At 67.7% G+C, this 12097-nt stretch carries 12 protein-coding genes; 10 read left to right on the top strand and 2 right to left on the bottom strand.

Features of this window, described 5'->3' with window-relative positions; all coding sequences use genetic code 11:
- Nucleotides 1-40: 40 nt before the first annotated feature.
- From B3E91_RS13925 to B3E91_RS13885, 9 genes are all read left to right on the top strand, one after another.
- Nucleotides 41-1807: an aconitase family protein gene (locus B3E91_RS13925; protein ID WP_287029971.1), complete on the top strand. Its 1767-nt coding sequence runs from the start codon at nucleotides 41-43 to the stop codon at nucleotides 1805-1807.
- On the top strand, nucleotides 1800-2465 hold the full coding sequence (locus B3E91_RS13920) for an amino acid ABC transporter permease (protein WP_273235100.1): 666 nt from the start codon (nucleotides 1800-1802) through the stop codon (nucleotides 2463-2465). The genes B3E91_RS13925 and B3E91_RS13920 overlap by 8 nt, the downstream gene beginning before the upstream one ends.
- 10 nt (nucleotides 2466-2475) lie before the next feature.
- On the top strand, nucleotides 2476-3126 hold the full coding sequence (locus B3E91_RS13915) for an amino acid ABC transporter permease (protein WP_287029969.1): 651 nt from the start codon (nucleotides 2476-2478) through the stop codon (nucleotides 3124-3126).
- Nucleotides 3119-3841 (top strand): amino acid ABC transporter ATP-binding protein, encoded by a 723-nt coding sequence (locus B3E91_RS13910; RefSeq protein WP_282343092.1) that lies wholly within the window; start codon nucleotides 3119-3121, stop codon nucleotides 3839-3841. Before B3E91_RS13915 ends, B3E91_RS13910 begins: the two co-directional genes overlap by 8 nt.
- A gap of 13 nt (nucleotides 3842-3854) precedes the next feature.
- Nucleotides 3855-4892: a trans-3-hydroxy-L-proline dehydratase gene (locus tag B3E91_RS13905; protein ID WP_273235095.1), complete on the top strand. Its 1038-nt coding sequence runs from the start codon at nucleotides 3855-3857 to the stop codon at nucleotides 4890-4892.
- 193 nt (nucleotides 4893-5085) lie between these two features.
- Entirely contained in the window at nucleotides 5086-6003 is a 918-nt protein-coding gene (locus B3E91_RS13900) for a dihydrodipicolinate synthase family protein (protein WP_287029968.1), read from the top strand.
- 93 nt (nucleotides 6004-6096) lie between these two features.
- Nucleotides 6097-7674: an aldehyde dehydrogenase (NADP(+)) gene (locus B3E91_RS13895; protein WP_287029966.1), complete on the top strand. Its 1578-nt coding sequence runs from the start codon at nucleotides 6097-6099 to the stop codon at nucleotides 7672-7674.
- Between the two features lie 220 nt (nucleotides 7675-7894).
- Nucleotides 7895-8617, top strand: a complete 723-nt coding sequence (locus B3E91_RS13890; protein WP_273233492.1) for a hypothetical protein — start codon at nucleotides 7895-7897, stop codon at nucleotides 8615-8617.
- Complete coding sequence (locus B3E91_RS13885; protein ID WP_287029965.1) at nucleotides 8614-9522, top strand: hypothetical protein; 909 nt, start codon at nucleotides 8614-8616, stop codon at nucleotides 9520-9522. The genes B3E91_RS13890 and B3E91_RS13885 overlap by 4 nt, the downstream gene beginning before the upstream one ends.
- A 79-nt stretch (nucleotides 9523-9601) precedes the next feature.
- Here the strand turns inward: B3E91_RS13885 and B3E91_RS13880 are convergent, their stop codons facing one another.
- Both B3E91_RS13880 and B3E91_RS13875 read right to left on the bottom strand, forming a co-directional pair.
- Nucleotides 9602-10606: an Ldh family oxidoreductase gene (locus B3E91_RS13880; protein ID WP_287029964.1), complete on the bottom strand. Its 1005-nt coding sequence runs from the start codon at nucleotides 10604-10606 to the stop codon at nucleotides 9602-9604.
- 143 nt (nucleotides 10607-10749) lie between these two features.
- Nucleotides 10750-11640: a pseudouridine synthase gene (locus B3E91_RS13875; protein WP_287029963.1), complete on the bottom strand. Its 891-nt coding sequence runs from the start codon at nucleotides 11638-11640 to the stop codon at nucleotides 10750-10752.
- Nucleotides 11641-11824: 184 nt separating this feature from the next.
- Here B3E91_RS13875 and B3E91_RS13870 point away from each other — a divergent pair, with 184 nt between their 5' ends.
- A complete protein-coding gene (locus B3E91_RS13870; RefSeq protein ID WP_090228731.1) occupies nucleotides 11825-12082 on the top strand; it encodes a hypothetical protein in 258 nt (85 codons plus the stop codon).
- Nucleotides 12083-12097: the final 15 nt, after the last annotated feature.

The following is a 12097-nucleotide window of genomic DNA, read 5'->3' as shown; positions in this document are numbered from 1 at the left end:
CGGTGCGCAGGGCGCACCCTACTTTCATGGGAACGACTTCATGCCCGACGTATCGCTAAGCGGCCGCGCCCTGGTGGCCGGATCGGCGCAAGGCGAGCTGCTGCATGCCGATCTCGGCCTGAGTTTCTGGGGCGGCATCGACCCGTTCAGCGGCGAAGTCATCGACCGCCACCACCCGCTCAGCGGCGCCATCGTCACCGATCGCGTGCTGGCGATTCCCAGCGGTCGCGGCTCCTGCACCGGCAGCAGCGTGATGCTGGAACTGATCCTCAACGGCCACGCTCCGGCAGCGCTGCTGCTGGAGCAGGTCGACGACATTCTCACCCTCGGCGTACTGATCGCCGAGCAGATGTTCGGCCGCTCGATCCCGGTGGTCGCCCTTGGCCGCGAAGCCTTCGCCGCGCTGCGCGAGGCGCGCCACGTGCGGGTGTCGGGCAACCGGGTCGACGGTTTCGCCAGCGCACCGGCCGCGCTCGACGACGCGCCGGCAACCGTCGTCGCCGAGGCGCCTTGCCTGACGCTCAGCGCGCAGGACCGCGAAATGCTCGACGGCATCCACGGCAAGGCCGCGCAGGTGGCCATGGGCATCATCGTGCGAATGGCCGAACTGCAGGGCGCCAACGCGCTGCTGGACATCACCCAGGCGCACATCGACGGCTGCATCTACACCGGCCCGGCCTGTCTGCGCTTCGCCCGCCAACTGGTGGAATGGGGCGCCCAGGTGAAGGTGCCGACCACGCTCAACGCGATCTCGGTGGACAAGCGCCGCTGGCGCGAGCAGGGCATCGACGCCGCCTTCGGCGAGCCCGCGGCCGCGCTCGGCGATGCCTACCTGGAGATGGGCGCGCAGGTCAGCTTCACCTGCGCGCCCTACCTGCTGGACAGCGCGCCGCGCCTCGGCGAGCAGATCGTCTGGGCCGAATCCAACGCGGTGGTCTACGCCAACAGCGTGCTCGGCGCGCGCACCCTGAAGTACCCCGACTACCTGGACATCTGCATCGCCCTGACCGGCCGCGCGCCGCTCAGCGGTTGCCACCTGCCGGGCCAGCGCCACGCCAGCCTGCGCATCGAGCTGCCGGCGCTGGATGAACTGGACGATGCCTTCTACCCGCTGCTCGGTTACCACGTCGGCCTGCTCTGCGGCAGCGAGATCCCGGTGATCTGCGGCCTGGAGCACGCACAGCCGGACCTCGACGACCTGAAAGCCTTCGGCGCTGCCTTCGCCACCACCTCGGCCGCGCCGATGTTCCACATCGCCGGGGTGACGCCGGAAGCGCCCAGCGCCGAGCGCGCCCTGGGCGGCCAGGCGCCGGCACGGCTGCTGCGCGTCAGCGCCATGGACCTGCTGGAAAGCTGGTGGGAGTTGAACAGCGCCGAGGAGCCACGGGTCGACCTGGTCTCGCTGGGCAATCCGCACTTCTCCTTCAGCGAATGCGCGCGCCTCGCCGCGCTCTGCGCCGGCCGTCGCAAGCATGCCGACACCGCGCTGGTGATCACCTGCGGCCGGACGATCCACGAACGCGCCCGCGATGCCGGCCACGTCGCCACGCTGGAAGCCTTCGGCGCGCAATTCGTCACCGACACCTGCTGGTGCATGCTCGGCGAACCGGTGATTCCGCCCGCCGCGCGCACCCTGATGACCAATTCGGGCAAGTACGCCCACTACGCACCGGGGCTGGTCGGCCGTCGGGTGCATTTCGGCAGCCTCGCCGAATGCGTCGACGCCGCCTGCAGCGGGCGCGCCAGCGGGCGTCTGCCGGCCTGGCTGCAGCTCGGCGAAGCCACGGAGGAACCCGCCCATGTTTGACTACACCTTCCACTGGCGCGCCGCCTACAAGGCGCTGCCGGACATGCTCGCCGGCGCCTGGGTGACCTTCGAGACCGCCGCCCTGTCGATGGTCTTCGGGGTGATCATCGCGCTGCTGCTGACGCTGATGCACCAGGGCCGGAACCCGGTGCTGCGCGGCTTCGCCGCGACCTGGATATCCATCGCGCGCAACACGCCGTCGCTGTTCCAGATCTACATCCTCTACTTCGGCCTGGGCTCCTTCGGCCTGCACGTCAGCTCCTGGTTCGCCCTGCTCGCCGGGATCACCTTCAACAACGCCGGCTACCTCGCGGAAAACTTCCGCGGCGGCCTCAAGGCGGTGCCCGATACCCAGCTGCGCGCCGCGCGCTCGCTGGGCATGAGCGCGGCCCAGGCGTACCGGCTGATCGTGGTGCCGCAACTGCTGCGGATCGTTTTCTACCCGCTGACCAACCAGATGGTCTGGGCGGTGCTGATGACCTCGCTAGGGGTGATCGTCGGCTTGAACAACGACCTCACCGGCGTGACCCAGGACTACAACGTGAGGACCTTCCGCACCTTCGAGTTCTTCGCCCTGGCCGCGGTGCTCTATTACCTGATCGCCAAGGCGATCGTGGCGGTCGCCCGGATATTGTCCTGGCGCCTGTTCCGCTATTGAGAGGCTGACCATGTTCTCCACCAGCTTCACCTGGAACGATTTCCTGTTCCTCCTCCAGGGCGCCTGGATCACCCTGCTGCTGACCCTCGGCGCGATGGCCATCGGCACCGTCGCCGGGGTTCTCTGCGGCCTGCTCCGCGCGCTGCTGCCAAGGGCCACGCTGCCGCTGTCCTGGCTGCTCGACGTGTTCCGCAGCGTGCCGCTGCTGATCCAGTTCGTGCTGTTCAACTCGCTGAAGAGCATCGCCGGGCTGAACTGGAGTGCCTTCACCGTCGCCTGCCTGGTGCTCGGCGTCTACGCCACGGCGTTCTGCACCGAGATCGTCCGCAGCGGCGTGCTGGCGGTGCCGTTCAACCTGCGCCGCGCCAGCCGCTCGCTGGGCCTCAGCTACCTGCAGGACCTGCGCTACATCGTCCTGCCGATCGCCACCCGCGTGGCCTTTCCCGGCTGGCTGAACCTGGTGCTGTCGGTGATGAAGGACACCGCGCTGGTGATGTGGATCGGCATCGTCGAACTGCTGCGCGCCTCGCAGACCATCGTCACGCGCATTCAGGAGCCGCTGCTGGTGCTGTGCATCGCGGGACTCATCTACTACGTCATGAGCCTGGTGGTCGCCCGCCTGGGCGCCCGGCTGGAAACAAGGTGGCAGGAAAATGATTGAGATCGACAACGTACACAAATCCTTCGGCGAGCTGGACGTGATCAAGGGCGTCAGCCTGACGGTGAACAAGGGCGAGGTGGTCTCGATCATCGGCGGCTCGGGCTCCGGCAAGTCGACCCTGCTGATGTGCATCAACGGCCTGGAGTCGATCAAGAGCGGCAGCATCCGCGTCGACGGCACCGAGGTCCACGCGCCCGGCACCGACATCAACAAGCTGCGGCAGAAGATCGGCATCGTCTTCCAGCAGTGGAACGCCTTCCCGCACCTGACCGTGCTGGAGAACGTCATGCTGGCGCCGCGCAAGGTGCTCGGCCGGAGCAAGCAGGACGCCGAGGAAATGGCGGTGAAGCAGCTCACCCACGTCGGCCTCGCGGACAAGCTCAAGGTGTTCCCCGGCAAGCTTTCCGGCGGCCAGCAGCAGCGCATGGCGATCGCCCGCGCGCTGGCCATGTCGCCGGACTACATGCTGTTCGACGAAGCCACCTCGGCGCTCGACCCGCAACTGGTTGGCGAGGTGCTCGACACCATGCGCCTGCTCGCCGAGGAAGGCATGACCATGGTCCTGGTGACCCACGAAATACGCTTCGCCCGCGACGTCTCCGACCGCGTGGCGTTCTTCCGCAACGGCCTGGTGCACGAGATCGGCACGCCCGATCAGGTGATCGGCAACCCGCAGAAGCCGGAAACCATCGACTTCCTCAAGTCGATCAACTGAGAAGGGCTGGATCATGCGTTCGAGCAAGGTCATCCACGTGGTCAGCTGCCACGCCGAAGGCGAGGTCGGCGACGTGATCGTTGGCGGCGTCGCGCCGCCTCCCGGCGATACGCTGTGGGAACAGTCGCGCTGGATCGCGAATGACGACTTCCTGCGCAACTTCGTGCTCAACGAGCCGCGCGGCGGGGTGTTCCGCCACGTCAACCTGCTGGTGCCGGCGAAGAACCCGAAGGCGCAGATGGGCTGGATCATCATGGAGCCGGCCGACGTGCCGCCGATGTCCGGCTCCAACTCGCTGTGCGTGGCCACCGTGCTGCTCGACAGCGGCATCCTGCCGATGAGCGAACCGCAGACCCGGCTGACCCTGGAGGCGCCGGGCGGCCTGGTGGAAGTGATCGCCGACTGCCGCGACGGCAAGGCCGAACGGGTCGAGGTGAAGAACGTGCCGTCGTTCGTCGACAGGCTGGATGCCTGGATCGAGGTAGAGGGCATCGGCTCGATTCCCGTCGACACCGCCTACGGCGGCGACAGCTTCGCCATCGTCGATGCGCGGCGCCTGGGCTTCTCGCTGAGCGCCGACGAGGCTGCCGACCTGGTCGCGGTGGGCCTGAAGATCACCCAGGCGGCCAACCAGCAGCTCGGTTTCGTGCACCCGCTGAACCCGGACTGGGGGCACATCTCGTTCTGCCAGATCGCCGCCCCGGTGGAGTACGTGAACGGCGTCGCCAGCGCCGCCAACGCGGTGGTCATCCGCCCCGGCAAGATCGACCGTTCGCCCTGCGGCACCGGGTGTTCGGCGCGCATGGCGGTGCTGCATGCCAGGGGCCAGCTGAAGGTCGGCGAGCGCTTCATCGGCCGCTCGATCATCGGCTCGGAATTCCATTGCCGGATCGATTCGCTGACCGAAGTGGCCGGTCGCCCCGCGATCTATCCCTGCCTCTCGGGACGCGCCTGGATCACCGGCACCCACCAGCACCTGCTGGACCCGAGCGACCCCTGGCCGACCGGCTACCGGCTTTCCGATACCTGGCCGGTGGAATTGAAGATCTAGAAAAACGCCGGTGCGTGGATGCCATCGACCGGCGCGGAACGATTGCCAGGCCACCAGGAGCGACATCCCCGGCAATCCGTGAAACGCAGTTGCAACACCCGCTCCGGCCGTCGGAGCGAAAAGAAAAGCGTGGCAAATCATTGCCTTTCAATTATCGTATACGAAATACATTTAGCACCCGGAGACAGATCCCATGAGCAGAGCGGTCAACTGGAGCGGCGTTTTCCCCGCTGTCACCACCCAATTCAACGACGATTTCTCGATCAACCTCGAGGAGACCCACAAGGTCATTTCCAACGTGATCCGCGACGGCGTCTCCGGCCTGGTGGTCTGCGGTTCGGTGGGTGAAAACACCTCGCTGACCGCTGAAGAGAAGATCGCCGTCACCGAAGTCGCGGTGGACGCCGCCAAGGGCCGCGTGCCGGTGATCTGCGGCGTCGCCGAGTTCACCAGCGTGGCGGCGGCCAAGACCGCCAACCTGGTGCGCAAGGCCGGCGTCGACGGCGTCATGCTGATGCCGGCGCTGGTGTACGGCTCCAAGCCCTACGAAACCGCCGAGCACTACCGCTACGTGGCGAAGAACGCCGACGTGCCGCTGATGGTTTACAACAACCCGCCGATCTACAAGAACGACGTCACCCCGGACATCCTCATTTCCCTCGCCGACTGCGACAACGTCGTCTGCTTCAAGGATTCCTCCGGCGACACCCGCCGCTTCATCGACGTGCGCAACGAAGTCGGCGACCGCTTCATCCTCTTCGCCGGCCTCGACGACGTGGTGCTGGAAAGCTTGGCCGTCGGCGCCGAGGGCTGGGTGTCGGGCATGTCCAACGTGTTCCCGAAGGAAGGCGAAACCATCTTCCGCCTGTGCAAGGCCGGCCGTTTCGCCGAAGCCATGCCTATCTACGAATGGCTGATGCCGATCCTCCACCTCGACGCGCGCGCCGACCTCGTGCAGTGCATCAAGCTCTGCGAAGCCATCGCCGGCCGCGGCGGCGAACTGACCCGTCCGCCGCGCCTGCTGCTGCGCGGTGAAGACCGCGCCCACGTCGAGGCCATCATGGCCAAGGCCCTGGCGAACCGTCCTCAGTTGCCGGACGTCGGTCTGTAAGCCACGCCCGCCCCCGCACGGCCATATCGCCGCTCCCGCGCTCAGGGGGCCGGCTATGGCCGTTTTTTCATTTCCAGCACGGGAGAAACCAACATGCAGATACTCGGACAGAACTACATCAACGGCGCGCGCAGCGCCCTGGGCGACGTCGTCGTGCACAGCATCGACGCCAGCACCGGCGAGAAGCTGCCCTACGATTTCCACCAGGCCACGCTTGGCGAGGTCGATGCCGCCGCCAAGGCCGCCGCAGCCGCTTATCCGACCTACCGCACGCTGTCGGCGGCCAGGCGCGCTGACTTCCTCGATGCCATCGCCGCCGAGATCGATGCGCTGGGCGATGACTTCGTCGCCCTGGTCTGCCAGGAAACCGCGCTGCCGGCCGGGCGCATCCAGGGCGAACGCGGCCGCACCAGCGGGCAGATGCGCCTGTTCGCCCAGGTGCTGCGGCGTGGCGATTTCTATGGCGCACGGATCGACCGCGCGCTGCCGGATCGCCAGCCCATGCCGCGCCCGGACCTGCGCCAGTACCGCATCGGCCTCGGCCCGGTCGCGGTGTTCGGCGCCTCCAACTTCCCGCTGGCGTTTTCCACCGCCGGTGGCGACACCGCCGCCGCGCTGGCCGCCGGTTGCCCGGTGGTGTTCAAGGCCCACAGCGGGCACATGGCCACGGCCGAATTCGTCGCCGACGCCATCGTGCGCGCGGCCGAGAAAACCGGCATGCCGAAAGGCGTGTTCAACATGATCTACGGCGGCGGCGTGGGCGAAGCGCTGGTCAAGCACCCGGCGATCCAGGCCGTGGGCTTCACCGGCTCGCTGCGCGGCGGTCGCGCGCTGTGCGACATGGCGGCGGCGCGCCCGCAGCCGATCCCGGTGTTCGCCGAGATGAGCAGCATCAACCCGATGCTCCTGCTGCCCGAGGCGATCAAGACCCGTGGCGAGCAGATCGCCGCCGAGCTGACCGGCTCCGTGGTCCTCGGCGCCGGGCAGTTCTGCACCAACCCCGGCCTGGTGATCGGCATCAAGTCAGTGGAATTCAGTGCCTTCCTCGAACGCTTTGCCGCGCTGATGGGCGACCAGCCGGCGCAGACCATGCTCAACCCGGGCGGCCTGAAGAGCTACTGCCACGGCCTGGACAACCTGCACCAGCATCCGGGCATCACCCACCTGGCCGGCTCGACCCAGCAAGGCAACCAGGCCCGACCGCAGCTGTTCAAGGCCAACGTCAGCCTGCTGCTCAACGGTGACGAACTGCTCCAGGAAGAGGTCTTCGGCCCGACAACCATCGTCGTCGAAGTGGCCGACAAGGCCGAGCTGATCCAGGCGCTGCACGGCCTGCACGGCCAGCTCACCGCGACCCTGATCGCCGAACCGGCGGACCTGGACGCCTACGGCGACCTGCTGGCGCTGCTGGAACAGAAGGCCGGGCGCCTGCTGCTCAACGGCTACCCGACCGGCGTGGAAGTCTGCGATTCGATGGTGCACGGCGGGCCGTACCCGGCGACCTCAGACGCCCGCGGCACATCGGTGGGCACCCTGGCCATCGACCGCTTCCTGCGCCCGGTGTGCTACCAGAACTACCCGGACGCCTTCCTTCCCGAGGCGCTACAAAACGCTAACCCGCTGAACATCCAGCGGCTGGTGGATGGCACGCCGAGCCGCGAGGCGTTGTAAGCCCCCTGGCGGGCTGGGCAGAACGTCACGCCCGCGCGGCTTCGATCGCGTTGCCTTCGGGTTTCGTCCGATCCACTCGCGCTGCGCCTGCTGCGCGGAAGAACCGCTGGGCCAAATCCCGGCGGTTTGCGGTACTATCCGCCGCCGCGGCCGGCAATGTGCCATCAGCCGCATCGTCAGCGCTCCAGCGCTTATCAAGGATCGATAGAAGGAACGTCCAATGGACCGGATTCGCCGCGCCCTTTTTGCCCTACCCGTCATGTTCCTGCTCGTTCTCACCGGCTGCGCCACGCCGCAGGGACCCGTGCCGCTGGACCAGGCCTTCTGGGCCGATCAGCACGAACGCATCGGCATCGCCATCACCGAAGTACCCAAGCCACAAGCGCTGATGGCCGGCCAGCAGGGCCTGCTGGATGTCGCCATCAACACCGCCGCATCCGCCACGATGCGCAGCAAGGTCGAGACCTGGGACACCAGCAGCCTGAAGGACTTTCCCAAGGAGGTCGCCAAGACGCTCACCGAGCGTGGCTACCAGGCGACGGTGCTGGAGCAACCGCTCAAGCTGAACGCACTGAAGCCCGTCAAGGGCGCCAAGCTGGGTTACTCCAAGCTCGACTACACCTCGTTCAAGGCCACGCATAACGTCGACAAGCTGGTGGTGTTCGCGGTGGCCAGCACCGGCACCTACCGCACCTACTACGGTTTCATCCCCACCAGCGCGCCGATTACCCAGGTGGTGGTCTCCGCCTACGTCATCGACCTCGACGACAACCGCCTGCTGTATTACCAGCCCTTCACCACCAATCGCGTCGTCGATGGCGAGTGGGACGAGGGCCCGGAATTCCCCAACCTGACCAACACCTACTACCAGGCGCTGGACCAGACGCAGCAGAACCTGATGCTGCCGTTCAAGGCGCAGCAGATTTCCGCCGTGCAACCATGAGCGCGCGCTGCAACCGCGGCCTCGCGCTGCTGATCGCCCTGGCGCTGCTGGGCGGATGCGCGCCGTCCAGGTCGCTGAAGCCGAGCATGACCACGGAGCTGGCGAACAACCTCGACCAGCCCTTCCGCGTGCAGGTGGCGCCGGGCAGCGAACGGCTGGTAGGGGGCGAGCAGGCGCACGACGGCAGCGCCGCGGTCCAGAGCGGCCTGGGCACCGCCACCAGCATCGACATGGCCGCCCGCAACGCGGCAGCCAATGGCATGGCGGGCAACGGCAGCGGCGCCGGCGTAGCCGCGGGCGTGGTGCTGGGCAGCCTGATCGTGGCGCAGATGAACCAGAACGCGGTGCAGGGAAAGGCCAAGGCGGAAGCCGACAAGCGCGTGGCGGGCCTGCGCGAGGCGATTGCCGCGCAGAACCTGGAGGGCTGGTACGACAATGCCTTCGCGGACGCGTTCGCCAACGCCGGGCGCCCCAGCAACCCGTCCGCGGCACTGACGCTGGACATCGCGCCCCAGGCGCTGCTCAGCCAGGACCTGCACAGCGTGCGGGTGATCAGCGAGGTACGGCTGATGCTCGGTCGCAGCGCGCTTTACCAGGGTCGCATCGAAGTGCACAGCGCCCCGCTCGCCTGTGAGGACTGCCTGGCCGACTGGGCCGCCGAGCGGGGCAAACCCTACCAGGCCGCGCTGCGGGCCGGCGTGGATGAAACCGTGCGGGTGCTGTTGCTGGACTGGAAGACCCGGCACTTCGCCAGCAGCAACAACCCGGAACGCACGCTGAGCTATCAGTTGGGCGACAGCCGCTACGTCGAGCGGGGACGCCTGGTGGATAGCCAGGCCGGGCGCAGCCTGTACCTGAGCTTGCGTGGCTGGGTGAAATCGGTGCCGGTGGCGATCGCGCCCTGATCGGCGTCCCGCCCGGGAGCCGCACGAGGCGCCCGCGCCCGCCAGGGAAAGAAAGCCTGCCCCGTCGTCGGGGCGGGCCTTACGCCAGCAAGCCCTGCAGATCCTCGTAGAGCTTCTCGGGAATCTTCACGCCCTCTTGCAGACTGCGCTCGCGGGCCTCGTAACGGCGCTGCGAGGGCAGGCGCGCGCCCTGGTTCTGGATGCCGTCGAACAACGCCTCGGCGCGGGCCAGGTGCTGGTCCACCGCGTCACCGAGGAAGCGCTTCGGGTCGAGGGCGATCAGCAGCTCGCCGTGGTAGGGCGAGGATTTGCTGCCGGCATCCCAGGCCTGCGATTCGACGCTGGTGAGGTCGCCGATCAGCGGCCCGGCGATCAGTTCCACCATCGCCGACAGCGCCGAGCCCTTGTGCCCGCCGAAGGTCAGCATGGCGCCGTTGAGCACGGCGCTGGCGTCGGTGCTCGGCTGGCCGGCGGCGTCGATGCCCCAGCCCAGCGGAATCGCCTTGCCGGCGCGCTCGTGCAGCTGGATTTCACCGCGCGCGATGGCGCTGGTGGCGAAGTCGAAGATGAACGGATGCTTGCCGGTGCGCGGCCAGCCGAAGGCGATCGGGTTGGTGCCGAACAACGGCTTGCTGCCGCCGGCCGGCGCCACCCAGGCGTGGCTCGGCGTGCAGGCCAGCGCCACCAGGCCGGCTTCGGTGAGCACTTCCAGCTCGGTCCAGAGCGCGGAAAAATGCACGCAGCGGTTGATCGCCAGGGCGGCGATGCCATTGGCGCGGGCTTTCTCCACCAGCACCGGCGCGCCACGCTCGAAGGCCACCTGGGCGAACCCGCCGCGGGCGTCGACGCGCACGATCGAAGGCGCCTGGTCGATCACTTCGGGCTCGGCATCCGGCGAAACCTTGCCGGCGCGCAGCGTATCGATGCAGCCAAGCAGTCGCCAGAGGCCGTGGGAGGCGCACTCGTCGCGCTCACCGGCGAGCACCGCGCAGGCGACCGCGTGGACGTGGGGCTCGCTGAAACCATGGTGGCGAAGGATCGCCTCGGCCAGCTCTTGAACTTCCTGCAGGGACAAAGCAATCACGACGGGCTCCTCTGGATGCGTTGCACGTGGGTACGAAACCGCCGCGACGGCGCGGTTCACGAAAGCCTAACAGTGGCGTGTTCAGGCGCCGCGTTCTTGTCGGCAATCGGCCTGGGGGTCGACGAATTCGGCACAGCGATGCCTCACCAGTCGAGCCGCAGGCGACTCTCGAACGTCCGTCGCTCGCCGCTCAGCGGATCGTCGAACGCCAGCGCCTGGGCCAGCAGCTTGAGCGGCCGGCTGTAGTCGTCGGTGGGGTACGGCGTGAGCCGCGGGTAGAACGGGTCGTTGTCGATGCCGGCGCCCAGCGCGGCGAGGTGCACGCGCAGCTGGTGCTTCTTGCCGGTCAGCGGGTAGAGCCGGTAGCGCGCCTGGGAACCCTTGCGTTCGAGCAGTTCGATGCGCGTCTCGCTGTTGGCTTCGCCTTCGCCCTCGCCCTCGCGCATGAGGAAGAACGGCTCGGCGGCGACCAGCCGGGTCCGCCGCAGTTGCGGAAACGCCACCCCGTCCGGCGCCGCGCCGATCGCCTCGTAGCGCTTGTGCATGCTGCGCTGGCGAAACAGCGCCTGGTAGGCGGCGCGGCTGTCCGGGTTGGCGGAAAACAGCACCAGCCCGGCGGTCAGGCGGTCGATGCGATGGATCGGCACCAGCTGCGGATTGCCCAGGCGGCGGATCAGACGCGCCAGCAGCGTCTGCTCGACGTAGCCGCCGGACGGGATCACCGGGAGGAAATGCGGCTTGTCGGCCACCACCAGGTGTTCGTCGACATGCAGCACCTGCTCCTCGAACGGAATCGCCACTTCCTGCGCCACTTCGCGGAAGTAGTGCACGCGCAGCCCCTCGCGATACGGATGCGCGGCGTCCAGCGGGATTCCCTCGGCGTCCAGCACGCGGCCGCGGGCCATGCGCTCGAGCCAGGTCTGCCGGTCGATCGCCGGGAAGCGCTCGCAGAGGCAGTCGAGCACGCTGCGCCAGGGTCCGGCCGGCAGATGCAGGACGCTGGAACCGGCGAGGGAAACGCGGGGAGCGCTCATTCGGGAAGCCTTGGACGACGTGGGCCGGCTATTAGGCCGCAGCCTGCCGCACCCGTCAAAACCAGGGCCCGGCACGACTCATCGGCGCAGCGATAACCACTATCGAACCGGATGATTTCTACCGCTTCGGAGCGGGCGTTAGCCTGTCACCACTCCAGAGACAAACCCTTTCAGGTAAACCGCCATGAACGCATTCACTACCCCGCTTCTTCTGGTCGCCGCGCTCCTTCTCGGTGCCTGCAGCAGCCATCCGAACCCGGCCGAACGCCCCTACAGCGCCGCCGAAATCAAGCAACTGGCACTCGAAGACCTGAGCCGCCGCAGCCTCTCGATGGAAGAGTATCTGCGCCGCTGGGACGCCATCATGAACCCGCAACCCGGCGAGACCTACAGCGCCGACGACCTTCGCGCCACGCTGCGCCAGGCAGGTGGCTCGAGTTGATCGCCTCCGATCGGA

This window comes from Pseudomonas sp. UBA6310, from assembly GCF_002438225.1.
Lineage (GTDB): Bacteria > Pseudomonadota > Gammaproteobacteria > Pseudomonadales > Pseudomonadaceae > Pseudomonas_O > Pseudomonas_O kuykendallii.
Note: the sequence above shows the minus strand (reverse complement) of the source record. Positions and strands in the feature narration are given on the sequence as shown.